Raw genomic sequence first — 24,710 nt, forward strand, 5'->3', positions numbered from 1 at the left:
AGACCGGTTTCTGCCCGCAGGCCGATGTGGAGGTGGGTGCCGGCAGCGTGTGATGGGGGCATGAACCCGAGACCGGACACCGACCCCCACGACGAGCCCGTCATCGCCGTGCGCGGACTGACCAAGAGCTACGGCGGCCGCCGCGTCGTCGACCACCTCGACCTCGAGGTGCACGCCGGCGAGGTGGTCGGCCTGATCGGCGCCAACGGCGCCGGCAAGACCACCAGCGTCGAGATCCTGCAGGGCCTGCGCCGCCAGGACTCCGGCGAGGCGCGGGTGCTGGGCCTCGACCCGCACCGGGACGCCGACCGGCTGCGGCAGCTGGTGGGCAGCCAGCTGCAGAGCTCCGGCCTGCCGGACCGGCTCCGCGTGGGCGAGGCGGTCCGGCTCTTCGCCGGGCCGCGCGCCACGGACGCCGACCGGCTGCTGGAGCAGTTCGGGCTGGCGCACCGGCGTCGCTACCCCTTCGCCGGCATGAGCGGCGGCGAGCGCCAACGGCTCTTCCTGGTGCTGGCGCTGCTCAACCGCCCCCGCCTGGTGGTGCTCGACGAGCTGACCCAGGGCCTGGACCCGGCCGCCCGTCGCGACGTCTGGGAGGCGGTGGCCCAGCTGCGCGACGGCGGCACCACGGTGCTGCTGGTGACCCACGAGCTGGCCGAGGCCGCCGCCCTGTGCGAGCGGGTGGTGGCCATGGGTGACGGCAGGGTGCTCGACCAGGGCACCCCGCACGAGCTGGTGGCCCGGCACGGCGGCGGCGTCGTCGTTGCCTTCACCGAGCAGGCGCGCAGCGACGCCGAGCGCGCGGCGGCCCTGCAGCAGCTGAACGGACTGCCCGGCGTGACCGGCGTGACCCGTGAGGGCGACCAGCTCGTCGTCCGCGGTGGGAGAGCAGTGATCGCGCACGTGGGCGCCTGGCTCCTGACCACCGGCCGCCCGGTGCCACCCGACCTGCGCGTGCACGTGCCGAGCCTCGAGGACGCGCTGCTGACCCTGCTCGACACCCCGACCACTGTGAAGGACGCCGCCTGATGACCACCCTGGACACGCTGCCACCCACGACGGGGACCGAGACCCCGCGGCGCACGGTGCGCCCGGCCACGCTGCGGCTCGTCGCCACCGAGCTGCGCCTGCTGACCCGCGACCCCCTCACGCTGACGTTCGTGCTCGTGTTCCCGATCGTCTCGATGCTGATCATCGGTGGGTCTTTCGGCACCGAGGCCGACGACGTCTTCCCGGTCAACCCCTCCCACTGGTACGTGGCCTCGTACTTCACGGTGGTGATCGGCGCGACCGGCCTGATCATGCTGCCGGTGCACATCGCGACCTACCGCGAGCGCGGTGTGCTGCGCCGCTTCGCCGCCTCCGGGTTCCCGCGGTGGTCGTTCGCGCTCGCCGAGATGGTGATCGGCCTGACGGCGGTGCTGGTGGCCGGCGCCCTGCTGCTCGCCGTCGCGGCTCCCGTCTACGGCATCCCCACGATCGAGCAGCCGGTGCGGGTGGTGTCAGGCATGGTGATCGGCTCGGTGGCCTTCATCAGCCTGGGGGTGCTGCTCGGGACCCTGCTGCCCTCGGCACGAGCAGCCCAGGCGGTGGGCCTGCTCCTGTTCTTCCCCTCCTTCCTGCTCGGCGTCGGTGGCCCGCCGCCCGCGGTGATGGCGCCGGCGCTGCGGGAGATCGCCGACGTGCTGCCCCTGACCCTGGTCAATCAGGCGATCCGTGAGCCGTGGCTGGGCATCGGCGACGCCGGTGGTCAGCTGCTGGTCGTCACGGTGCTCGCCGTCGGGGCGACAGCCCTGGCCGCACGACGCACCGCCCTGTGAGACTGCTCCCCGTGAGGTCCTGGAGCATCGAGCGGTGGGCGCGGGTGGGGGCATCCGCGGCCCTGGCGCTGTTCATGGTGCTCGGGATCGTGATGACCCGCCGCCCCCTTGAGGTGGCCCTGCCCGCGGCCGTGCTGGCCGTGGCGGTGGGCGCGCTGCTGGCCTGGCGGGGACCTCAGGACTGGCGCCTGCTGGCGGGGCTCGCGGTCCCGGTCGTCGCCACCGCCGTGCTGGGGCACGACCAGTCCGCCAATCTGGTGTGGATGACGTCGTGCGTGCTGGCGGCGTGGACGGCGCTGGTGACCGGTCCGCGGCTGGCCGGCGCCGCCTGGGGGGGACTCGTCGCCGTCCTGGTGACCCAGCTGGCGCTCGACCGCGGGGAGTCCGGCTGGTTCGCCTGGATCGTGGGCACCACCTTCACCTCGGTGGCCTGCACGTTCGCGCGGCGGCTGCGGGTCACCAACGAGCGGCTGACGGCGGCCCAGGCCGAGCTGGCCGAGCGCAGCCGGGCCGAGGAGCGGCACCGCATCGCCGGCGAGGTGCACGACGTGATCGGGCACGCCCTCACCGTCTCGCTGCTCCACATCGAGGGCGCGCGGCTGGCCGTGGACGACGACGACCCCGCCGACGCCCGGGAGCGGCTCGCCGAGGCCGAGCGGCTGACCCGGCACAGCCTGGAGGAGGTGCGTGCCACCGTCGGGCTGATGCGCGCCGACGGCGACACGGCGCCCCTCCCCGACGCCCGTGACCTCCCGGCACTGGTGGAGTCGTTCCGGCGGGCCGGGGCGAGGGTCGAGCTGCATGTGAGCGGTGATCTCGCCGCGGCGGGACAGGCTCGCGGTCTGGCCGTCTACCGGATCCTGCAGGAGGCGCTCACCAACGCGACCCGCCACGCCCCCGGCGAGCCGGTGCAGGCACGGGTCGAGGTGATCGGGAGCGAGGTGACCCTGGAGGTGCTCAGCTCCGGCGCCGCAGCGGCACCGGCCCTCGAGGGCTCCGGGCTGCGCGGCATGCGCGAGCGCGCCGACTCGCTCGGCGGCCTGCTGACCGCAGGCCCGGTGGCGCAGGGCTGGTGCGTCGACGCGAGGATCCCCCGGTGAGCCCCCGGTGAGTCACGTGCGCGTGCTGCTGGTGGACGACCAGGAGCTCATCCGTACCGGCCTGCGCGGCATCCTGCGCGCCCGCGACGGCTTCGAGATCGTCGGCGAGCTCGACGACGGCGCGGGGGTGGTGGCTGCCTGCCGCGAGCTGCGGCCCGACGTCGTGGTCATGGACGTGCGGATGCCCGGCGTCGACGGCGTCGCCGCCACCCGAGCCCTGCGCGACCAGCCGGACGCGCCACCGGTCCTGGTGCTCACCACCTTCGAGGACGAGGAGGTGCTGGCCGGTGCTCTGCGCGCCGGCGCCGCGGGCTTCCTGCTCAAGGGCGTGCCGGCCCTGGACCTGCAGCGGGCGGTGCGGGCCGTCGCCGACGGTGACTCGTGGCTCGACCCCGCGGTGACCGGGCGCGTCTTGCACGCCTACCGGGAGGGTGCGGCTCCTGCGCGCTCCGGCGCCGAGCTGGAGGTGCTCACGCCGCGGGAGCGCGAGGTGCTGGCGCTCGTGGGTGCGGGACTCTCCAACGCCGAGATCGCCGAGCGGCTGGTCCTGGGCGAGGGCACGGTGAAGACCCACGTGGGTCACGTGTTCGCCAAGCTGGGGCTGCGCGACCGGGCTGCCGCGGTCGTCGTCGCCTTCGACCACGGCCTGGTCCGGCCGCGCGGCGGTGCCTGAGCGGGAGCCTGGCTGAGCTCACCTGCCCGTGTAGGCCACGACGCTGTCGATGCCCGTGGAGCTGCGGTAGAGGTCCAGGGTGAGCGGGCACGAGGTCCTGCCCGGGATCGTGCCCGCGACCAGTCGCAGCGCCGGGCGGGTCGTGATGCTGGCCGGCCGGGACAGGCCGCACGTGCGGGGTGGCGCCGGTGCCACCTCCACGCCGAGTCGTGGAGGACCGTCCGCTCCCGCCGCGACCAGCAGGTCGAGCAGTCCTGCCCAGCGCTCCGGGTCGCCGGCCGCCTCACCGCTCAGGGTGCTGGGCGCGGACCCGTCGACGACCAGCGTCACGGTCCGCGCGAACGGCGGCGCCGGGCCGCCCCGCGCGAAGCCCACGAACCGCCAGGCCTCCCGGCGGGCGACGAGCCGGGCGGCGCACGAGGTGGTCTCCTGGGTCAGCGCGGCCAGCACCTCCACGCGCGTCCCGGCCGGCACGGATCGACCGGCGGCGGGCTCGGTGTCGAGGACCAGGCCGTCGGGCTCGCAGGCGGGCCGACGCGTCACGTCGCTGCTCAGACCGGCCCGCTCGAGCACCTGTTCCGCGTCGTCGGCGTCGAGGCCGAACAGGGAGGGCAGTCGCACCTGCTCCGGGGGCTCGGGCCGCAGCCACACCACCACCGCGGTGGCCAGGAGCGCGACCACGAGGCCACCGGCGACACCGACGACCGCCCTCCGGGCCGCCGGGGGCAACGGGCGGCGCGGCGGCACAGGGGGAGCCAGGCGCTGCTCCAGCGCCGCGTGCACGAGCGGGTCGGGGTCCTCGGCGCGGGCGATGCGACGCCGCTGCGCCGCGAGCACCTCCTCGACGACGCTCTCGGCCTGCTCCTCCTCGCAGCCGAGCTCGCGGGCGCGCTCGACCAGCCGCGTCCACCGCGCCGTCCGGTACTCGTGCACGTCCACCGGCCACCACAGTACGAGCACGCACGCAGACGGCCCGCCGGCACGAGGCCGGCGGGCCGTCTGGGGTGGTGCTGGTGCTGGTGTGCTGTGGCGCTCGCCTAGAGGTCGAAGAGCGAGCTGCTGCCACTGATGTCGGCGTCGGTGCGCGGCTGGTGGCCGCCCCCGTTCGACGACGGCGGTGCGGGCTTCTTCTCCGGCTCCGGCTCGGGGGCCTCCTCCGCCTCGGGCTCGGGCTGAGCGTCGGGCTCGGGCTGAGCCGCGGGCTCGGCTGCCGCGGGCTCGGCCACCGCCGGGGCGGCGATGTCGAACAGCGAGCCGCTGCCGATCGAGGACGACGGCGCCGGGGTCTCGGCCTTCGCCTCGGGCTCCGGCGTCGGTGCCGCCTCGGTCTTCGGCTCCTCGACCGGGGCAGCCGGGGCCTCGGCCTTCGCCTCGGGCTCCGGGGTGCTGGCCGGGATGTCGAACAGCGATCCGCTCGAGGAGGCGACCGGAGAGGGGTCGGCCTTCGGCGCCGGCTTCTCAGCGGGCTTCTCGGCCTTGGCCGGCTGCTCGGCCTTCTCCTCGCCACCGCCGATGTCGAACAGCGACCCGCCCGAGGCAACCGGCTTCTCGGCAGGCGTCTCCGCCTTCTCGGCCGGCTTGTCGGCGGGGGTGTCGAACAGAGAGCCACCCGAGGCGGGCTTGTCGGCCGGCTTGTCGGCGGGGGTGTCGAACAGCGAGCCGCCCGAGGCAGCGGGCTTCTCGGCAGGCTTCTCCGCGGGGGTGTCGAACAGCGAGCCGCCCGAGGAGGAGGCCGGCTTCTGCGCAGGCTCGGTGGCCGGAGCGTCCGCCGCGGCGGCCGAGGGGTCCTCGAAGAGCGAGGAGCCCGCGCCGCCCGAGGCCTTGGCCGCGGGACCGACCTGGTCGGCCTCCTTGACCGTGGTGTCGGCCGGAGCCGGGTCGCCCTCGCCGCCGGGCTCGTCGTCGCGAGCCTTGGCGGCCGGGGCGGGGGTGGCCGTGCGGGTGGCGCCCTCACCGGGCAGCAGCTTGGTGGCCTGCGTGCCCTTGACCGAGGCCAGCAGCATCTGCGCGACGTCGAGGACCTCGACCTCCTCGCGGGCCTCGCCGTTGCTCTGCTTGGCGGTCAGGCCGTCGTCGAGCATGACGCGGCAGAACGGGCAGCCGACGGCGATCTGGTCGGCGCCGGTGCCGACGGCCTCCTCGGTGCGGTTGTTGTTGATCCGCTGGCCGATCGTCTCCTCCATCCACATGCGCGCGCCGCCGGCGCCGCAGCAGAAGGACCGCTCGGAGTTGCGCTCCATCTCCACGTATGAGGCGCCGGGCAGCACCTGCAGCAGCTCGCGCGGCGGCGAGTAGACGCCGTTGTGGCGGCCGATGTAGCAGGGGTCGTGGTAGGTGATCGAGCGCTTGTGGGCGCCCGCGCCCTCGGCGACCGGCGTCAGCTTGCCCTCGCGCACCAGCCGGTTGAGCAGCTGGGTGTGGTGCACGACGTCGAGCTCGATGCCGAACTCCGAGTACTCGTTCTTGAGCGTGTTGAAGCAGTGGGCGCAGGTCGAGACGACCTTCTTGACCTTGTACTCCTTGAACGTCTCGACGTTCTGCTGGGCCAGGCCCTGGAAGAGGAACTCGTTGCCCGCGCGGCGGGCGGAGTCACCGGTGCAGGTCTCGCCGGTGCCGAGCACGCCGAAGGTGACGCCGGCCATGTCGAGCAGCTCGGCGACGGCGCGGGTGGTCTTCTTGGCGCGGTCCTCGTAGGCGCCGGCGCAGCCGACCCAGAACAGCCACTCGACCTCGTCGAGCGACTCGATGGTGTCGCCCACGACCTTGACCTCGACGTCGAGGTCCTTGGCCCAGTCCAGGCGGCCGTTGGGGGAGAGGTTCCACGGGTTGCCGCGGCTCTCCATCCCCTTGAACAGGCCGTTGAGCTCGGCGGGGAAGTTGTTCTCCACCAGCACCTGGTAGCGGCGCATGTCGACGATGTGGTCGACGTGCTCGATGTCGACGGGGCACTGCTCCACGCAGGCGCCGCAGGTGACGCAGGACCAGAGCACGTCGGGGTCGATGACGCCGGCGCCGTTCTCGGGCATGTAGAACCAGTCGTCGGCCGTGTCGCCGACCAGCGGCCGCTCGACCTCCTTGACCAGGGTGTCGTTGCCCTCGAGCAGCGCCTCGCGCTTGCCCTCGGGGGCGATGGTGTGCGGGCCCTTGGCGTAGGAGGCGTCGCGCAGCGCCATGATCAGCAGCTTGGGCGAGAGCGGCTTCTCGGTGTTCCACGCCGGGCACTGGCTCTGGCAGCGGCCGCACTCGGTGCAGGTCGCGAAGTCCAGGGTGCCCTTCCAGCTGAAGTCCTCGACCGCGCCGACGCCGAGCTTGGAGTCCTCGTCGAGGTCGTCGACGTCGTCGAGGGTGACCGGCTTGCCGGCGTTCATCAGCGGCTTGACGGCGCCCAGGGCCTTGGGGCGGCGCCCGAAGAGCACGTTGACCGGGGCGATGAACACGTGCAGGTGCTTGGAGTTCACGACCTCGATGAGGAAGACGAACATGACACCGATGTGCAGCAGCAGGCCGATGCCCTCGAGGGTCTCGAGCGCGCCCTCGCTCAGGCCGTCCAACAGGTTGCCGACGCCGATGGAGGCGAAGGCACCGGACTCGTAGGGCAGGTTGCCCAGCGCGGAGGCGGCGCCGCGGAACAGGAACATCGTCCAGATGACGGTGAAGATCAGGAACAGCACCAGGTAGGCGCCGAAGAGCTTGGACTTGAAGAAGCGCGAGTCGCGGCCCAGCTTGGCCGGGGAGTTCTTCATCCGGATCCGCCAGAAGGCGACGATGCCGACCAGGGCCAGCAGCGCGATGGCGTCCTGGGCGAAGCCGAGCACGGCCCACTCGCCGACGAGCGGGATGTGCCAGGCGGCGTTGCCGGAGATCAGGATGCCGAACGCCTCGACGTAGACCGTGCCGAGGATGACGAAGGCGTAGAACACCGACGCGTGGGCGGCGCCGGGCACCGACCACTTGAGCAGCTTCTTCTGGCCCACGACCTCGACCAGCTGGGTCTTGAGCGCCAGGCCCAGGCGGCCGGTGACCCCCTTGATCCGGTCGGGCGCCGGCTGGCCGGCGGTGATGAGGCGGGTCAGGAACACGATCCGCTTGCCGGCGATCGCGAGGCCGGCGATGGCCATCACGAGGGCGACGAGTCGCACCCAGAGGGCGAGGTCATGATGCACGAGGCACTCCCACACGTTCTCGGCCCGCCGGGCGCGGGCATCTGCAGGCTAGTGGCAGGAACGGCGTCCGGGGGGTCGTCCTGCGGGTGAGAAGAATCCTACCGGTAGGTAACTTGTAAGGCTGCCCTTACCCGGTGTTCAGGCGATGCGGAGGCCCCGGACCTTCCCGCCACGGGTGAAGTCGACCCGCACGGTGACCTTGGCGCGTCCGGGCGCCTTCGCGCACGTCGTGTAGGTGGTGCCCAGGCGCTGGTAGGGCTGGCCGAGCACCCGCATGACCGCGCGGGTGCTCATGCCGGGCCGGATGCGCTGCTGGACGGCGCCGACGGTGCGGCGCAGCCCCGGGTTGCGGCAGGCGTCGGGCCGCACGCCCTCGGCGCGCTCCCACATCTGCAGGTACGCCTCGGCCCCGCGCTCCATGTCGTCGCGGATCGCCGCGCCCTGGCGGCCGGCCACCTTGGTGAGGTCCTGGATCCAGTCGGGGTAGAGGCCGTACTGCGCGACGCCGTCGACGTTGATGTCGTAGACGCGCTGGCCCGCGCGCTGCTTGCGCACCGTGACGCCGCCGAGGCCGCGGAAGGGGTAGGCGACCTTGTTGGGCACGTCGGCGCCACGGGGGTTGCCCTGCGCGCCGAGCCCGTTGATGTCGGCGCCGTAGCCGAAGCCGAAGTAGTAGCGCGGGTCGGCCCAGCCGAGGTGACGGCGCCACTTGGCCACGAAGCCGGTGGAGTCGCCCGCGTAGGGCGCCACGAAGCCGCCGGCCTTGTAGATGCGCGGGTAGGCGTCCGGCGTGGACCACGAGTGGCTGGAGAGCACGCCGGGGTAGCGCATCCGCTCCACCTCGTCGAGCGCGGCCTTGCGCGCCTTCACGCTCAGGTGGTCGGGGTCGAACATCATCTTGCGCTTGGCCAGGCCGCGCACCGTGAAGGCGCCGAGGTTGGTCAGGCCGCGGCTGTTGCAGTGCAGCGGGGTGGGGTAGAGCGGCAGCGCGGGCAGCACCGGTCCGAAGAGCTGGCCGATGGCGCCGAACAGCGCGTCCTGCTGGCCGGCCGACACGTCGGGGAAGCCCAGCTGCGTGCGGTCGGAGCTCTCGCCGTCGGCGGGCTCGCAGTGCTTCATGTCCCAGAACGTGCCGGTCTCGAGGAAGTTGGCCGCGTTGACGGCGACGCCGGTGCTGCCGGTGTCGCCCGCGACCCCGCCCAGCGCGTTGTCGAACTTGTTGACCAGCTCCATCTGCCGCACGCCGAGGCGGTGCATCTCGGTGAGCTGGCGGTCGATCGAGGAGGTGGTGCAGGCCGGCAGGTCGCTGCCGAGCACGGCCTTGAACGTGCAGCCGAACGGCACGCTGGTCTCGATGCCCATGACCACCGCCATCTTGCCGGCGTTGATGACCTCGCGGGCCTCCCACGGGCTGCGCACGATCTGGTAGAAGCCGCGACCCGGGCCGCCGAACTGCGCGTCGACGTAGCGCTCGAAGGCGTACATCTGCTTGGCCTGCAGGCGGATGGAGTCCATGTCGTCGCACGAGTTGCGCTTGAGCGGGTAGAGCTCGCAGAGCTTGTTGTTCTCGACCAGCAGGTTGACGAACAGCCGTTGGCCTCCGCGCCAGGAGCGCTCCATCCAGCGGTAGTAGGTGCCCTCGTGGGTCAGCGAGTCGGGCGCCGGCCAGTCCTTGAACGTGGGCCAGCCGGTGGTGTCGTGCGTGGGCTTGCCGGAGAGGGCGGTCTCGAGCACCGCGCCCGTGCCGCCGGTGAGCTCGTGGTCGGGGCAGTCGCGCAGCGCGTACACGACGCCGTAGGGGTGCCACGGACGGCCGCAGTGCGCCTGCCCGCCGAGGAACTCGAAGGCCATGTGGTGGGTGTGGGCGTCGGCGTAGCCGCGCACCTCCTGGAAGGTGCTGACGCCGGCGTGCGGCTTGCCGTCGACGTCGACCTGGGCCTCGGGGTAGGAGGCGCAACCGGTGGTGCGCCGCAGCGTGAACCGGGTGGGGGAGGAGCCGAGCTGCAGCGTGCCGCCGCGCACGGCGAGCCCGCGGCCGCCGTTGCGCAGCTGGAATCCCTGGCCGGGGCGGCTGCGCGGTGCCTTGGTGATCGACCAGACGGCGCCGACGCTGGGCCCGCGGTCGTCGGCGACGCCGTCGGTGGCGGCCAGGAAGCCCCGGCGCCCGCCCCAGAGCAGGTAGCTGCCCAGGTCGGTGGCCTTGAAGTAGAACCGGGCGGCGCCACCGCGGGGGCCGCGCACCTGGTAGCCGCCCGCGGGCGTGCGACGCACGGCGCCGTTGCTGGTCTGCAGCAGGTAGCAGCCGTTCGCCATCGCCCAGCGGTCGGCCGGGAGGAGGGTGCGCTCGCGCAGCACCGGCACCGAGGTCAGCTCCGGGTCGGGCAGGCGGCGCTGTTGCGCGACGGCGGCCGCGCCCCGCCGCCGTTGGGCCGCGGTGGTGGGGTCGGCGGTCTCGGCGCCGGCGCTGCCCGCGCGGGAGACGGCGTTCTTGGTGAGGGGGTTGCTGTGGTGGTCCGGCGGCAGGTAGGCGGGGTCGTCGTGCGGCAGACCCAGGTCGCCCTTGAGCTGCTCGTTGGCCTCCAGCAGCGAGGGCGCCGGGCCGGCGCCGTCGGGCAGTGCGGCCGCGGCCGCGCCCACCATCACCACGGCCGTCGCCAGGGCGGTCACCAGGTGGCGTCGACGTCCGCGTGCCGGCTCGGGCACGCCTGCTCGGCTCGGTCCGCGCTGTCCGCTGTGTCGACTGGGTCGACTGGGTCGGATCACTGCTCCACCTCCGGCCGGGGGCGCGTCGAGCAGGCCCCACGATGACTCACACCCCCGGCGAGAACGCCGGGGGTGTGAGGGAGGTTACGCCGCGCGCCCGCTGGCCGCGGGCGAACGGAGGATCCGCAGCTGTCGGGTCAGCGGCCCTTGTTGGGCTTGGCCACCCGGATGCCGAGCGAGACCTTGCCGAGGTCGATGGTCGCCCCGGTGCCGTCGAGCAGGGTGACGCGCAGTCCGACGACGTTCACGCCGTTCTTGGTGTTCTGCACGATCTTGCTCTCCAGCTTGAGCAGGCCGGGGATCTCCAGGCCGTCGAGCGGCAGCTCGGTGGCCTCGCCGTCGACGACGAGCTCGCCGATGCCGGTGCCGGCGGTGCTGCGGGTCAGGCGGTTGCCGGGCAGCCGGTTGACGCGGGCGACGCCGTTGATGCCGTTGATGACCACGCGGCCGCCGAGCAGCGAGACGCGGGCGACGCGGGCCGCGCCCTGGGCGACCGAGGGGCGCCTGTCGGTGCCCTGCTTGCCGAAGACGCCGGACTCCAGTGCGCCGACCTCGAGCAGGCCGGGCAGGTTGATGCCGGCGACGCTCTCGGTGCGGACCTTGCCCTTGGTGCCGTCGCAGGGCATGTTGACGATCGGGGTCTTGCCCAGCTCGACGAGGTCGGCGAGAGCGGTGCCCTGCAGGCCGATGGCGTTGCCGCCGAAGAGGCCGCGACGGATGCCGGCGTTCATCTTGGACTTGGTCTGGGCGATGACCACGCGGGTGTTGGTCGGGTAGACCGCGATGTTGATCGCGCTGACCTCGGCCGAGGAGCCGTTGCGGGTCACCCGGGTGCGCGGCTGGCCGATCGAGATGCGGGCCAGGCCCGGCACGGTGATCGTGTCGCCGGGGCTCGGGACGGGGATGTTGACGGCGGGCCCGACCGGCGGGGTGAAGCGGATCGAGGCGATCTCGCTGGTGGTGGCGGCGCGGAAGCGCTTGCCGTCGTGCCAGGTGTGCGAGCGGGCCGAGACGCCGGCGATGTCGAGCGTGCCCAGCGGGCTGTCGACCAGGGTCACCCGGGCGACCGAGTGCTGGGCGTAGGAGTTGACCGTCTTGCCGCGCTTGGTGGTCCAGGTGCGCGAGGAGACGCCGCGCACGGTGCCCAGGCCGGGCACGTTGACGGCGGCCACGGCGTTGCGACCGCTGATGTTGGCCTTGTTGGTGCAGCTGAGCACCTGGGCGCCGGTCTGGCTGGAGCTGGCGGGGATGTCGCCGCCCAGCACGCGGGTGCCGATGGCGACGCCGACCATGCCGTAGGGGACGCGGACGACCTTGCGGGCGGCCGCGGAGGGCGCGGCCGCGGCAGCCGGCGCGAGCGTGAGGGCGGCGGGAGCCGCGCTGGGCGCCGCGGTGGCCGAGCCGGCCACGAGGGCCGAGCCGGCGAGCGCGAGCGCCATGGTGAGTGGGACGAGTCGTGCGGTGCTTCGTCGGTGTCGACGCATGATCGGAGGGCCTCCCCAGTTGGCAAAACGGTGCACGCCGCCCCCCGACAACGTGCAGAACACGCGGAAACGTAGCGGATCCGAGGGGTGGTCCGGACCGGAATGGTCCATTTGGTGCGATTCGCTGATCTGGACACCCCACGGGGTATAGGTTGTGGCGGCTCGGGCTCGCGGCGCTCTCCCGGCGCCGGCGCGCCAGGGACGACCGGGTCTGGTGTCAGCCGTTGCGGAGGCGTTGGATGTCCCCCGTGGACCACTCGACCGCGCCGACGCCCCACGCCCTGCCGCCGATCGCGGTGGGCACCGGCCCCGTGGCACCGCACGAGCTGGTGAGCGTGGCCCGGGGCGGCGCCGGCGTCGAGCTCACCGAGCAGGCGCGCACCGCGATCGCCGGAGCGCGTGCGGTGGTGGAGGCGCTCGCCGCGTCGCCGACGCCGGCGTACGGGGTCTCCACGGGCTTCGGGGCGCTGGCCACGCGGCACATCCCGGCGGCCATGCGCACCGAGCTGCAACGCTCGCTGGTGCGATCGCACGCCGCGGGCTCCGGACCCGAGGTCGAGCGCGAGGTCGTGCGCGCCCTGATGCTGCTGCGCCTCTCCACGCTGGCCACCGGTCGCACCGGCGTGCGCGAGCAGACCGCGCAGCTGCTCGCCGACCTGCTCACCCACGGGATCACCCCGGTGGTGCACGAGTACGGCTCGCTGGGCTGCTCGGGCGACCTGGCCCCGCTGGCGCACTGTGCGCTGGCGCTGATCGGTGAGGGCACCGTGCGCGACGCCTCGGGGGCGCTGGTCCCGGCCGACGCCGCCCTGGCCGCCGCGGGCCTGGCCCCCGTCGAGCTGGCCGAGAAGGAGGGCCTCGCGCTCATCAACGGCACCGACGGGATGCTGGGCATGCTGGTCCTGGCGGCGGCCGACCTGCGCCGGCTCCTGCGCACCGCCGACGTCGCCGCCGCCATGTCGGTGGAGGGGCTGCTGGGCACCGACCGGGTCTTCGCCGCCGAGCTGCAGGCGCTGCGCCCGCACCCCGGCCAGGCCGCCTCGGCCGCCAACCTGGTGGCGCTGCTGGCCGATTCCGGCGTGGTCGCCTCGCACCGCGGCCCGGACTGCAACCGGGTGCAGGACGCCTACTCGCTGCGCTGCTCGCCGCAGGTGCACGGTGCCGCGCGCGACACGCTGGCCCACGCCGAGTCCGTCGCCGCCCGCGAGCTGGCCTCCGCCGTCGACAACCCGGTGGTCGTCGTCGAGGAGGGGCGGCTGGAGAGCAACGGCAACTTCCACGGTGCGCCGGTGGCCTACGTGCTCGACTTCCTGGCCATCGCCGCGGCCGACGTGGCCTCGATCAGCGAGCGTCGTACCGACCGCTTCCTCGACAAGTCCCGCAACCACGGGCTGCCGCCGTTCCTGGCGCACGACCCCGGCGTCGACTCGGGCCACATGATCGCCCAGTACACGCAGGCCGCGATCGTCGCCGAGCTCAAGCGGCTCGCCGCGCCCGCCTCGGTGGACTCCATCCCCTCCAGCGCCATGCAGGAGGACCACGTGTCGATGGGGTGGTCGGCGGCCCGCAAGCTGCGCCGCTCGGTCGACGGGCTCACCCGGGTGCTGGCGGTCGAGATCCTGACGGCGGCGCGGGCGCTCGACCTGAGAGCACCGCTCACGCCCTCGCCCGCCACCGGCGCGGTGGTGCGGCTGCTGCGCGAGGCCGGCATCGAGGGTCCCGGTCCCGACCGGTACCTCGCGCCGGAGATCGAGGTGGCCGTGGGCCTGGTGGCCCGCGGGGCCGTGCTGGACGCCGTCGACGACGTGATCGGAGAGCTGGGATGAGCGGGACGAGCAGCGACGAGACCGCGGGGGCCAACCCCCGCCTGCCGATCCGCGCCGCGCGGGGCAGCACGCTCACGGCACGGTCGTGGCAGACCGAGGCGCCGCTGCGGATGCTGATGAACAACCTCGACCCCGAGAACGCCGAGAACCCGGCCGAGCTCGTGGTCTACGGCGGCACCGGCAAGGCCGCCCGCTCCTGGGAGGCCTACGACGCGATCGTGCGCAGCCTCACCACGTTGGGCGACGACGAGACGCTGCTGGTGCAGTCGGGCAAGCCGGTCGGGGTGCTGCGCACACACGCCTGGGCGCCGCGGGTGCTGATCGCCAACTCACACCTGGTCGGCGACTGGGCCACCTGGGAGGAGTTCCGACGGCTGGAGGACCTCGGCCTGACGATGTACGGCCAGATGACGGCCGGCTCCTGGATCTACATCGGCACCCAGGGCATCCTGCAGGGCACCTTCGAGACCTTCGCCGCCGTCGCGGACAAGAGGTTCGGCGGCACGCTGGCCGGCACCATCACGCTCACCGCCGGGCTGGGCGGCATGGGCGGCGCGCAGCCGCTGGCGGTGACCATGAACGAGGGCGTCGCGATCTGCGTCGACGTCGACCAGGCGCGCATCACCCGCCGCATCGAGCACCGCTACCTCGACGAGCAGGCCGACTCCGTGGAGGACGCCGTCGCCCGGGCCGTGGCGGCGCGCGACGAGCGCCGTCCGCTCTCGATCGGCCTGCTCGGCAACGCCGCCGAGGTGTTCGCGCAGCTGCTGGAGTCGAGGGCGCCGATCGACGTCGTCACCGACCAGACCTCGGCGCACGACCCGCTCTCCTACCTGCCGGTGGGGGTGGCCGTGGAGGACTGGCACGACGCCGCCGAGCGCGACCCGGACGGCTTCACCAAGGAGGCCCAGGCCTCGATGGCGGCGCACGTGCGGGCGATGGTGGAGTTCCAGGACCGCGGGGCCGAGGTGTTCGACTACGGCAACTCCATCCGCGACGAGGCGCGCAAGGGCGGCTACGACCGCGCCTTCGCGTTCCCGGGCTTCGTGCCCGCCTACATCCGGCCGCTGTTCTGCGAGGGCAAGGGCCCCTTCCGCTGGGCGGCGCTCTCGGGCGACCCCGCCGACATCGCGGCCACCGACCGGGCGATCCTCGAGCTGTTCCCGGCCGAGCAGTCGCGCGACTACGAGCGTCTGCACCGCTGGATCACGATGGCCCGCGAACGCGTGCACTTCCAGGGACTGCCGGCGCGGATCTGCTGGTTGGGGCAGGGCGACCGCGCCCGGGCGGGCCTGCGGTTCAACGAGATGGTGGCCTCGGGCGAGCTCTCGGCACCGGTGGTCATCGGTCGCGACCACCTCGACACCGGCTCGGTGGCCTCGCCCTACCGCGAGACCGAGGCGATGGCGGACGGCTCGGACGCCATCGCCGACTGGGCCCTGCTCAACGCCCTGGTCAACACCGCCTCGGGCGCCACCTGGGTCTCGCTGCACCACGGCGGCGGCGTGGGCATGGGCCGCTCGCTGCACGCGGGCCAGGTGTGCGTGGCCGACGGCACCCCGCTGGCGGCCGAGAAGCTGGCGCGGGTGCTCACCAACGACCCCGCGATGGGGGTGCTGCGCCACACCGACGCCGGCTATCCGCGAGCAGCCGAGGTGGCCGCCGAGCACGGGCTGCGGGTCCCCATGAACGAGAACGGCGCATGACCCGCCGCGCGCTGGTGCTCGGTGGTGGCGGCATCACCGGGATCGCCTGGGAGACGGGGTTCCTGGCCGGGCTCGCCGAGTCCGGGCTGGACCTCACCGCCGGGGGCCCGACGCCGCCGGACCTCGTCGTCGGCACCTCGGCAGGCTCGATCGTGGGCTCGCAGGTGACCAGCGAGGTGCCGGTGGCCGAGCTGTACCGCCGGCAGCTGCTGCCGCCCGCGCAGCTGGGCGACGGCGGCGTGCCGCTGGCCGCCATCGGCCCCCGGGTGCTGCTGACCTTCGCGGCCAGCCTGCTGCGCGCCCGCGGCGACGTGGAGCGCTTCGGCCGGCTGCTGGGCGAGCGGGCGGTCGCGGCCGCCCGGGCGGGGCGGGTGCCCTCGGTGGAGGAGCGCTACGCGCAGGTGCGCCAGCGCCTGGTCACGCAAGCATGGCCCGGGGAGGGCGCTCCGCAGCTGGTCGTCACCGGCGTCGATGCGGCCACCGGGCGCCGGGTCGCCTTCAGCGGCCCGGGCGGCGAGCTGCCCGGGGTGGGGCTCGAGGACGCCGTCAACGCCAGCTGCGCGGTGCCCTGCGTCTACCCGCCGATCCCGATCGCCGGCCGCACCTACCTCGACGGGGGTGTGCACTCCGGCTCCAACGCGGACCTGGCCGCCGGCTGCGACGTGGTGCTGGCACTCTGCCCCGCCGACCGTGCGGTCGGGCCGCTGCGCAGCGCGTCCCAGGCCCTGGCCGGGCTCGGCGTCCCCCACCTCGTGGTGACACCCGACGACGCCTCGCGCGCCGCCATCGGCCGCAACGTGCTGGACCCGCAGGCGCGGCCGCCCTCGGCACGGGCCGGGTTCGAGCAGGGCGTCGCGTGGGCCGAGCGGGTGGGCGACCTCTGGCGGGGCGGCCCGCCGCCGACGTAGCGTCCTGCCGTGCCCCACCCGCAGATGTTCGAGGACGACGACCCGCGGTTGGCGCGCGTGCGGGCCCTGGCGCTGGCGCTGCCCGGCGCCGCGGAGAAGGTGAGCCACGGCCGGCCGGCGTTCTTCACCACCAAGGTGTTCGCCTACTACGGCGGCTCCCAGCGCATCGACGGGGAGTGGGTCCAGCACGCGCACTGCGTGATGGTGCTGCTCGAGCTCGACGAGCGCGAGGCCCTGCTGGAGCAGGAGCGCACCTTCGTGCCCGCCTACCTGGGCCCCAGCGGCTGGATCGGTGTGCAGCTGCCCGAGCCGGACGGCGCCGGGTGGGACGAGGTCACCGAGTGGCTCGACGCCTCCTACCGCAGGACTGCCCCCGCGAGGCTGGTGCGGCAGCTCAGCTGAGCCGCTGCTCCTGCCGCACCGGCACCAGGGCGATCGCCAGCATCGGGAACACCGCGGCCAGGGCGAAGGTGAGCCCGAAGCCGCCCTGGGTGACGGCGAGCCCGGCCAGGGGCGGCACGGCCGAGGCGGTGGCGTACTGCGCGGTGTTCTGCAGTCCGAGTGCCCGCCCGGACCAGAACGGTCCGGCCCGCTCGGCGACGCCCGTGAAGGCCAGCCCGTTGGGTGCCACGGTGACGACGGCGGCCAGCACCAGCACGAGGACCGAGACGCCGAGGTCGAGGCCGGCGGTGAGGGCGAGCACCCCCATGACGACGGCGCCGGCCACCGACACCCAGCGCAGGGGCCGCATCCGGCTGGCGACGACGTCGGAGAGCTGACCCGCGCCGATCCGCCCCAGCGCGCCGAGCACCTGGGTCGCGGCGACCAGCGAGCCGGCGGCGGCCGGCGACCAGCCACGGTCCTGCACCAGCCAGACGAGCGCGAAGGTCCACACCACGAACTGCGGCACCACCAGCAGCACCGAGGCCGCGTGGATGCGCGCCAGGTACCCGTCGGCGCGGTAGGGGTTGCCCAGGGATCCCGCCGTCGCCGCGGTGCGCTCGGGACGGGGAGGGTCCAGCACCACCAGGGCGACGGCGACCCACGCCACCGCGCAGGCCACGACCGGCACCAACAGCGCGGCGGCGATGCTCACCCGGTCGGCGAGCACCGCCATCGAGACCGCGGCCACGCCGACGCCGGCGGGTTGCGCCATCTGCCGGATGCCCATGGCCAGTCCACGACGGTGCGGTGGGAACCACCCCACCACCACGCGGCCGCTGGCGGAGTTGGTGCAGGCGGCCGCGGCCCCGGCCACGAACAGCGCGGCCGAGAGCGCCACCGGGCCGCGCGCGAGGAGGGCAAGTGCGCCGAGCGCCGTCGCGGCACCGACCCCGAGGAGCAGCACCAGGCGCTCGCCACGGCGATCGGCGAGCGCGCCCCACGCCACCAGCGCCAGCATGACGCCGACGGTGGGGGCGGCGGCCACGACACCGGCCTGGGCGAGCGTGAGCCCCTCGCGCTGCACCAGCGCGGGGATCAGGAACGCCGGACCGTGGATGAGCACGGCCGCGGCGCCCTGGGCCAGGGTGCCGGCGCCGAGCATCGCCCAGCGGCGGCCCTGACCGACCTCCCGCTCGACCTGCGCGCCGGTCAGGAGCCCAGCGCCTGCACGGCCTCGTGGATGCTCAGCGTGCGCTGGGCCGACTCGACGTGCAGGTTCTCGATCATCCGGCCCTGGTAGGTCACGACGCCGGAGCCCTGGCCCTCCTCCCAGGCCTGCAGGATGCCGCGGGCGCGCTCGACGTCGTCGTCGGACGGCGCGAACGCCTGGTTGGCGCCCTCGACCTGACCGGGGTGGATCAGCGTCTTGCCGTCGAAGCCCATCTGGCGCCCCTGCAGGCACTCGGCGGTGAAGCCCTCGAGGTCCTTCACGTCGTTGTAGACGCCGTCGACGATGGCGATGCCGGCCGCGCGGGCGGCAAGGAGGGCGGTGTGCAGGCTGGGCAGGATCGGGGCACGACCGGGCACGTGCTCGGCGTAGAGCTCCTTGACCAGGTCGTTGGTGCCCATCACCAGGCAGGTGAGGCGCTCGTGGGCGCGGGCGATCGCGAGCACGTCGAGGATGGCGCCCGGGGTCTCGACCATCGCCCAGAGAGCGGTGCTCTCCGGAGCTCCGGCGGCTTCCATGGCGGCCACGAGCTGCTGCACCTCGGCCGCACTGCCCACCTTGGGCACCACGACGGCGTCGGGACCGGCCTGGCTCGCCGCGGCGAGGTCGGCGTCGTGCCACCGGGTGCCGATGCCATTGACCCGGATGGTGAGGGTGCGGCGGCCGTACTCGCCGGAGCGGACGGCGGCGCACGCGGCGTCGCGTGCGGACTCCTTGGCGTCGGGTGCGACGGCGTCCTCGAGGTCGAAGATGATGCCGTCGCAGGCCAGGCCCTTGGCCTTCTCGAGGGCCTTGGCGTTGCTGCTCGGCATGTAGAGCACCGAGCGCAGGGGGGTGAACGCGGGGGAGCCCGTCGTGGGAGTGGTCTCGCTCATCTCAGGCCTCCAGCTCGATCGCGTCGTACTGCTCCTTGAGCTCCGGGTCGATGGCGGCGAGCTGCTCGGCGAGCTCGACCATGACCAGGCACTGCTTGAGGGAGGCGTCGTCCTCCATCTTGCCGTCGAGCATCACCGCCCCGGTGCCGTCGCCCATGGCGGCCTTGACGCGCCGGGCGTGCCTGACGTCCTCGACGCTCGGGCTGAAGACCCTGTTGGCGATCGCGATCTGCTTGGGGTGCAGGCTCCAGGTGCCCACGCAGCCCAGCAGGAAGGCGTTGCGGAACTGGTCCTCGCAGGCCACCACGTCGGTGATGTCGCCGAACGGCCCGTAGTAGGGGTAGATGCCGTGCATCGCGCAGGCGTCGACCATCCGGGCGATCGTGTAGTGCCACAGGTCCTGCTGGTAGGTGCTGCGCGGTGCCTCGTGGTCGCTGACGCCGAGGTCGTTGACCGGCGGGTCCTGGCGCACCAGGTAGCCCGGGTGCCCGCCGCCGACGCGGGTGGTCTTCATCCGGCGGTCGGCCGCCAGGTCGGCCGGGCCGAGGCTGAGCCCCTGCATGCGCGGGCTCGCGCCGCAGATCTCCTCCACGTTCGCCACGCCGCGGGCGGTCTCGAGGATCGCGTGCACGAGGATCGGGCGCTGCAGCCCGGCCTTGGCCTCGAGCTGGGCGAGCAGCCGGTCCACGTAGTGGATGTCCTCGGCGCCCTGCACCTTGGGCACCATGACGACGTCGAGCCGGTCGCCGATCTCGGTCACGAGCGTCGTCAGGTCGTCGAGCGCCCAGGGGGAGTCGAGGGCGTTGACCCGGGTCCACAGCTGGGTCTTGCTGTCCGGCCCGCCGAGCTCGGGCGTGGCCTGCGCGATGTCGACCAGGCCCTGGCGCGCGGCCTCCTTGTTGTCGGCCTTGACGGCGTCCTCGAGGTTGCCGAGCAGCACGTCGACGCTGCCGACCATGGCCGGGATCTTGGCGGCCATCTTCTGGTTGCTCGGGTCGAAGAAGTGGATGGCGCGGCTGGGCCGCGCGGGCACCTCGTGCAGGGGCTGCGGCGCCCCCACGGCGAGGGGGCGGAAGAAGTCCTTGGCGGGTCGGGAGGCGCTCGGCATGGCGCGGAACCTACCCGCTGGTCACCGGGTCGCGGTATGACCGATCTGACAGCGGACGGCGGGGTGGCCATCCCTCGCGCGGGGGATGGGCGGTCGTGCCAGATCGTCCTCGCGCCCGATGCCCGGGCGGCCCGCCCCTGCCTAGCGTGGCGGCACGCCGTCGTCCGGCGGCGCTCCGCTCCCGACCCGTACCTGGAGGCGAACGACCGTGGCCACCACCACCGCACCCCGCACCAAGACCTTCGACCCCATGAAGCTGGCGATCTGCGTGGGCATCGGCGCCGCGCTGGGCATCGTGCTCGACCTCGAGGTGATCGGCGTCCCGAGCGCCGCGTGGATGCCCGCCCTCGCCGTCTTCGTCGCCCAGCTGTGGAGCCGCCCGGAGCGGGCCGCGGCGCGCCGCGAGGCGGAGGCCTCCACCGCGAGGTGACGGTCGTCGGATCGGCCTCCCCCGCGAGGGGGAGGCCGGTTTCCGACTCGCGGCCGACGCGGCGCAGGGCCCCGCGTGACTAGCGTCTCGGTCAGCCGGTGGGACCCACCGGCATCCATCCCCGGAGACCAGGAGGACCCGTGACCGCGCCGACCCTGACCCAGCTCCCGACCGACACCCTGCCCGACGTCCTGCCCGACGTCCTCGACGCCGAGCTCGAGGCGGTCGTGGGCGACCTCGAGACCGAGCTCGCGGAGCAGCGCTGGGGCGGCGAGTCGGCCGTCCTCACCGGGATGCCCGGTGTCTCGACGGTCCACTGCCTCACCGTGCGCGTCGACCCCGGCGTGCTGCCCACCCTCTGAGCACCGCGACCGTGCAGGCCGCCACCGTGCAGGGGGGCTGGGAGCGGCTCTTCCCCGAGCTCGACGGGCGGTCCGACGAGCTGGCCGACCTGCTGCGCCGGCTCGACGACGTCACCCCGCCCGCGGCGCCCAGCCTGCCCGCCGGATCGTCACGGCCCGGTGCTGCTGGGTCTCTGGGGCCCGAGGAGGCCCACGGCCTCTTCGGTGCCCTGCCGACGCTCCTGCTCGGCGACCTGCCGACCGTCGCCACCGAGGCGCTGCGCTGCCACCCCCTCCTCGCCGACCCGGCGCGCGTCGCGCGCGCCCTGCGTGCCGAGCTGACGGAGGGCGCCACCCGGCTCCTGGCGCGCACCCTGCTCGGACACCTGCACGCCGGGCGCCGGGCGGGGCTGCTCCGTGGCGCGACACCGCAGGAGCGCTTCGCGGACTTCCTCGCCAGGGCCACCACCCCTGCCGGCCTCGCCGAGATCGGCGAGACGTGCCCCGGCCTCCTGGCGCACGTGCGCGAGGTCGCCGCGCGACGCATCACGGCCGTCCGCGGCCAGCTCGACGCCACCGCACAGGCGTGGCCGCAGCTGGCCGCCCGGCTGCCGGGCGTCGGGCGCCACGACCGCGTGGTGGAGGTGCGCCTGGGAGCCGGCGACACCCACGGGCTCGGGCAGAGCGTCTCGGTGCTCGTGCTCGACTCGGGTGCCGGGGTCGTCTGCAAGCCCCGCGACCTGCGCGTCGAGCAGGGCACCGGCCGGTTGCTGGCCTGGCTCGGCGATCGCGTGGACGCCGACCTGGCCGCGCCGGCGACGGTGTGCGGCAAGGGCCTCGGCTGGGCCGAGCACGTCGAGGCCGGGCGCCCCGGCGCGGGCTGGTGGCGCGGGGTCGGGGTCCTGCTGGCCGGCCTCTACCTGCTCGAGGGCACCGACCTGCACTACGAGAACCTGCTCACCGACGCCGCCGGCCGTCCCGTGCTCGTCGACACCGAGGCCGTCCTGACACCCCGCCTGCGCGTGCCCGGCGGTGCGCACGACGACGGGCGGCTGCTCGGGGTCGCGGCCACCGGGCTGCTCTCCGCGCGGGTCACCGCCGGCGACGGCCGCACCCTGGACGCCGGGGCACTGGCCTACCGCCCGGGTGTCTCGCCCTTCGGCACCTGGCAGGTCGAGCGGCCGGGCCGCGACGACATGGCGCTGCGGATGGCGCCGGCCGAGGTCGCGCACCCGGCGCCCACGGACGGGCTGGTCCGCGGACGCGCCGAGCGGTCCGCGCTGCTGGCCGGGCTGGGCGACGCCCTCGCCCACGTGCTCTCCGACCGTGCGGCGTGGTGCCGCCGGGTGCGGGCCGAGCTGGGTGAGGGCACCGTGCGGTACCTGCACCGGCCGACGATGCTCTACGCCCAGGTGCAGCGCACGGCCACCCACCCGAGCCTGGCCGGCGGCACGCAGCGGCGTCGTCGCGCGCTGGGCCGGCTGGCGGTGCTCGCGCCGTCCGGCCCCTCGACGCCCTGGCCGATCGTGGCCTCGGAGGTGCGCCAGCTGCTCGCCGGCGACCTGCCGAGTTTCCACGTCCCGGTGCGGGGTAGGAGCCTCCTCGACGGTCACGGCACCGACACCGGGGTGGCCTGCCACCCGCCGCTCGAGCGCACGCTGGCGGCGGTGGCCGCCCTGGACGAGGAGCAGGCCGCCGCGCAGGTCGCGGTGGCCGCCCGCACCCTCGGGGAGTGGTGAGCGTTGACCGAGGTGGAGCCGCAGAGCCGGCAGCAGGCGCCGGAGCGAGGAGGTGGGACGGTCGTGGACCGGCTGCTCACCGCGTTCGGCGTGCACGAGGGCTGGCAGCGCCCGGTGCCGCTGCGCCGCACGCTGCGGGTCGACGTCGTCGTCGCCCTGGTCTTCGCGGGCGGGGCGCTGCTCTCCCTGGAGACCGCGCGCAGCCTCGGCTCGCTCGCCCAGGTCGAGCTCTCGCAGGGCTGGCAGTACGTGTGGCTGCTGCTGCCGGCGGCGACCCTGGTGGTGCGCCGCGTGTACCCGCTCACGGTGCTGCTGGTCGCCATCACCCACTTGAGCCTCACCGCGGTGGTCGAGCCGGCGCTCTCGCCGGCGTTCGCGGTCCAGCTCTACTACTTCTTCGCGCTCTTCAGCGCGATCGCCTGGGCCCCGGACCGTCGGCGCCTGGTGGCGGCCGTCGGGCTCTTCGTGGCCGTGTGCCTGGGCTGGATCGTGCTCGACTTCGCGATCCGCGACGGGCTCGAGACGCTGGCGGCCGCGCCGCAGCTGGGGTGGTTCACCCCGGCGGTGGCGGCGGTGCTGCAGGTGGGCCTCTCCACGCTGGTCTTCCTGATGGCCTCCTGCCTCTCCGGCACGCTGACGTGGTGGAGCGCCTGCCGCGAGGCCGAGGCGCGGCGCCAGGCCGTCACCATCGCCGACCAGGCCGCGCAGCTCTCCGACGCCGCCGTGGGCCGCGAGCGGTTGCGGATCGCGCGCGAGCTGCACGACGTCGTCGGCCACCACATCGCCGTCATCGGCATCCAGACCGGTGCCGCGCGGCGGGTGCTCGAGCGCTCGCCCGAGCAGGCCAGCGAGGCGATGCTGCACGTGGAGGAGTCGGCACGGGCGGCCACCCGCGACCTGCGGCTGCTCCTCGGTGCGCTGCGCACCCGCGAGGAGACCGAGTCCCGCGCGGACACCCACCCCGGCGGGGTCAGCCTGCCGTTGACCGTGGAGGCCTTCGAGCGCCTGGGTCTCGAGGTCCGGTTGCGGGTCGAGGGCGAGCTCGACGCCGTCCCCACCTCGGTGGGCCTGACGCTCCACCGGGTCCTCCAGGAGAGCCTCACCAACGTCCGGCGGCACTCGACGGCGCAGCGCGTCGACGTCGAGGTCGTCGTCCACGGCTCCGGCACGCCGGAGGCGGGTGCGGACGGGCCACGTGCCGGCACCGTGAGCCTCGTGGTGCGCGACCACGGCAGCGCGCGCGGTGACACCTCGGGCTCGGGGATCGGCATCCGCGGGATGCGCGAGCGGGTCGCGCTGCACGGCGGCTCGCTGGAGACCTCGACGACCCCCGACGGCGGGTTCCGCGTGGCCGCCTGCCTGCCCTGGCAGACCGCGTGAGGTGGCTGCGATGCTGACCCGACCGATCCCGTGCCGCGCTGAGGAGCCCCGAGGATGACCGCACCGACCACGACCCGCCTCCCGCGGCAGGCGGCGCCGGTGCGCGTGCTGCTCGTCGACGACGAGGACCTCGTGCGCCGCGGCTTCACGATGATCTTCAGCGTCGAGGAGGACCTCGAGGTGGTCGGCGAGGCCCGCGACGGCGCCGAGGCGGTGGAGCTGGTGCGCACCCTGCGACCCGACGTGGTGCTGATGGACGTGCGGATGCCGCGGCTCGACGGCATCGAGGCCACCCGGCGCATCCTCGCGGAGGGGCCGGCGACGGTCCTGATGCTGACCACGTTCGACGACGAGGAGAACGTGCTGGCCAGCCTCCAGGCGGGAGCGGCGGGCTTCCTGCTCAAGAACACCGACCCCGACCAGCTGGTGAGAGCAGTGCTCGCGGCAGCGGAGGGACACGCGCTGCTGGCCCCCGAGGTGACCCGGCAGGTCATCCACCGCGGCATGGACGCCACCAGCCGGCGCTCGCCGATGTCGGACGCCGACGCCGCCGCGATCGACGCGCTGACCCCCCGCGAGCGCGAGGTGCTCGTGCTGGTGGCCCGCGGGCTCTCGAACGCCGAGATCGCCGAGGAGCTGGTGGTCGGCGAGGCCACGGTCAAGACCCACGTGTCGGCGTGCCTGGCCAAGCTCGGCCTGCGCGACCGGGTCAAGCTGGTGGTCTTCGCCTTCGAGTCCGGTCTCATGGACGGGGCCGGCGAGTCCTGAGGTGACCCGGTCTC

The 24,710-nt window shown here is 74.2% G+C and carries 20 protein-coding genes; 13 read left to right on the forward strand and 7 right to left on the reverse strand.

Annotated features, from left to right (window positions below; all coding sequences use genetic code 11):
• Window positions 1-60 precede the first annotated feature (60 nt).
• The 4 genes from ABD948_RS01590 to ABD948_RS01605 are packed head-to-tail and all read left to right on the forward strand — an operon-like array spanning window position 61 to window position 3,593.
• Entirely contained in the window at window positions 61-1,029 is a 969-nt protein-coding gene (locus ABD948_RS01590) for an ABC transporter ATP-binding protein (RefSeq protein WP_345262293.1), read from the forward strand.
• Window positions 1,029-1,820: an ABC transporter permease gene (locus ABD948_RS01595; RefSeq protein WP_345262294.1), complete on the forward strand. Its 792-nt coding sequence runs from the start codon at window positions 1,029-1,031 to the stop codon at window positions 1,818-1,820. Before ABD948_RS01590 ends, ABD948_RS01595 begins: the two co-directional genes overlap by 1 nt.
• Window positions 1,821-1,831: 11 nt before the next feature.
• Window positions 1,832-2,920 carry a sensor histidine kinase gene (locus tag ABD948_RS01600; protein ID WP_345262295.1) on the forward strand — a complete coding sequence of 363 codons (1,089 nt, stop codon included), beginning with the start codon at window positions 1,832-1,834 and terminating at the stop codon, window positions 2,918-2,920.
• A gap of 7 nt (window positions 2,921-2,927) precedes the next feature.
• Entirely contained in the window at window positions 2,928-3,593 is a 666-nt protein-coding gene (locus ABD948_RS01605) for a response regulator transcription factor (protein ID WP_345262296.1), read from the forward strand.
• Window positions 3,594-3,611: 18 nt separating this feature from the next.
• On the opposite strand, the gene ABD948_RS01610 is transcribed toward ABD948_RS01605, so the two are convergent.
• The 4 genes from ABD948_RS01610 to ABD948_RS01625 all read right to left on the reverse strand — a co-directional run bounded on the left by ABD948_RS01610 (window position 3,612) and on the right by ABD948_RS01625 (window position 11,958).
• Window positions 3,612-4,532 (reverse strand): PASTA domain-containing protein, encoded by a 921-nt coding sequence (locus ABD948_RS01610; protein ID WP_345262297.1) that lies wholly within the window; start codon window positions 4,530-4,532, stop codon window positions 3,612-3,614.
• Window positions 4,533-4,630: 98 nt separating this feature from the next.
• Window positions 4,631-7,756 carry a heterodisulfide reductase-related iron-sulfur binding cluster gene (locus tag ABD948_RS01615; RefSeq protein ID WP_345262298.1) on the reverse strand — a complete coding sequence of 1,042 codons (3,126 nt, stop codon included), beginning with the start codon at window positions 7,754-7,756 and terminating at the stop codon, window positions 4,631-4,633.
• 138 nt (window positions 7,757-7,894) lie between these two features.
• The gene (locus ABD948_RS01620; protein ID WP_345262299.1) at window positions 7,895-10,459 is read right to left on the reverse strand and encodes an amidohydrolase family protein; all 2,565 of its coding nucleotides are present in this window, start codon (window positions 10,457-10,459) and stop codon (window positions 7,895-7,897) included.
• Between the two features lie 197 nt (window positions 10,460-10,656).
• The gene (locus ABD948_RS01625; RefSeq protein ID WP_345262300.1) at window positions 10,657-11,958 is read right to left on the reverse strand and encodes a choice-of-anchor P family protein; all 1,302 of its coding nucleotides are present in this window, start codon (window positions 11,956-11,958) and stop codon (window positions 10,657-10,659) included.
• Window positions 11,959-12,251: 293 nt separating this feature from the next.
• On the opposite strand from ABD948_RS01625, the gene hutH reads away from it, so the two are divergent.
• From hutH to ABD948_RS01645, 4 genes are read left to right on the forward strand one after another with little or no spacing between them, the layout of a single operon-like run.
• The gene (gene hutH, locus ABD948_RS01630; protein WP_425576510.1) at window positions 12,252-13,829 is read left to right on the forward strand and encodes a histidine ammonia-lyase; all 1,578 of its coding nucleotides are present in this window, start codon (window positions 12,252-12,254) and stop codon (window positions 13,827-13,829) included.
• Window positions 13,826-15,535 carry a urocanate hydratase gene (gene hutU, locus ABD948_RS01635; RefSeq protein ID WP_345262301.1) on the forward strand — a complete coding sequence of 570 codons (1,710 nt, stop codon included), beginning with the start codon at window positions 13,826-13,828 and terminating at the stop codon, window positions 15,533-15,535. Before hutH ends, hutU begins: the two co-directional genes overlap by 4 nt.
• Window positions 15,532-16,443, forward strand: coding sequence for a patatin-like phospholipase family protein (locus ABD948_RS01640; protein WP_345262302.1), 912 nt, complete (start codon window positions 15,532-15,534; stop codon window positions 16,441-16,443). The genes hutU and ABD948_RS01640 overlap by 4 nt, the downstream gene beginning before the upstream one ends.
• A gap of 9 nt (window positions 16,444-16,452) precedes the next feature.
• Window positions 16,453-16,845 (forward strand): MmcQ/YjbR family DNA-binding protein, encoded by a 393-nt coding sequence (locus tag ABD948_RS01645; RefSeq protein ID WP_345262303.1) that lies wholly within the window; start codon window positions 16,453-16,455, stop codon window positions 16,843-16,845.
• On the opposite strand, the gene ABD948_RS01650 is transcribed toward ABD948_RS01645, so the two are convergent.
• From ABD948_RS01650 to ABD948_RS01660, 3 genes are read right to left on the reverse strand one after another with little or no spacing between them, the layout of a single operon-like run.
• Window positions 16,838-17,989: an MFS transporter gene (locus tag ABD948_RS01650; protein WP_345262304.1), complete on the reverse strand. Its 1,152-nt coding sequence runs from the start codon at window positions 17,987-17,989 to the stop codon at window positions 16,838-16,840. The genes ABD948_RS01645 and ABD948_RS01650 overlap by 8 nt on opposite strands.
• Before the next feature lie 47 nt (window positions 17,990-18,036).
• Window positions 18,037-18,930 (reverse strand): HpcH/HpaI aldolase/citrate lyase family protein, encoded by an 894-nt coding sequence (locus ABD948_RS01655; protein ID WP_345262305.1) that lies wholly within the window; start codon window positions 18,928-18,930, stop codon window positions 18,037-18,039.
• A gap of 1 nt (window position 18,931) precedes the next feature.
• Entirely contained in the window at window positions 18,932-20,038 is a 1,107-nt protein-coding gene (locus tag ABD948_RS01660; protein WP_345262306.1) for an HpcH/HpaI aldolase/citrate lyase family protein, read from the reverse strand.
• 208 nt (window positions 20,039-20,246) lie between these two features.
• Here ABD948_RS01660 and ABD948_RS01665 point away from each other — a divergent pair, with 208 nt between their 5' ends.
• The 5 genes from ABD948_RS01665 to ABD948_RS01685 all read left to right on the forward strand — a co-directional run bounded on the left by ABD948_RS01665 (window position 20,247) and on the right by ABD948_RS01685 (window position 24,696).
• On the forward strand, window positions 20,247-20,468 hold the full coding sequence (locus ABD948_RS01665) for a hypothetical protein (RefSeq protein WP_345262307.1): 222 nt from the start codon (window positions 20,247-20,249) through the stop codon (window positions 20,466-20,468).
• A 140-nt stretch (window positions 20,469-20,608) separates the two neighbouring features.
• Entirely contained in the window at window positions 20,609-20,830 is a 222-nt protein-coding gene (locus ABD948_RS01670) for a hypothetical protein (protein WP_345262308.1), read from the forward strand.
• A gap of 11 nt (window positions 20,831-20,841) precedes the next feature.
• Entirely contained in the window at window positions 20,842-22,548 is a 1,707-nt protein-coding gene (locus ABD948_RS01675; RefSeq protein ID WP_345262309.1) for a DUF4135 domain-containing protein, read from the forward strand.
• Window positions 22,549-22,560: 12 nt separating this feature from the next.
• Window positions 22,561-23,928 carry a sensor histidine kinase gene (locus tag ABD948_RS01680; RefSeq protein ID WP_345262310.1) on the forward strand — a complete coding sequence of 456 codons (1,368 nt, stop codon included), beginning with the start codon at window positions 22,561-22,563 and terminating at the stop codon, window positions 23,926-23,928.
• A 54-nt stretch (window positions 23,929-23,982) separates the two neighbouring features.
• The gene (locus ABD948_RS01685; protein ID WP_345262311.1) at window positions 23,983-24,696 is read left to right on the forward strand and encodes a response regulator; all 714 of its coding nucleotides are present in this window, start codon (window positions 23,983-23,985) and stop codon (window positions 24,694-24,696) included.
• The last annotated feature ends 14 nt before the right edge of the window (window positions 24,697-24,710 follow it).

This window comes from Nocardioides nanhaiensis (genome assembly GCF_039542785.1).
Lineage (GTDB): Bacteria > Actinomycetota > Actinomycetes > Propionibacteriales > Nocardioidaceae > Nocardioides > Nocardioides nanhaiensis.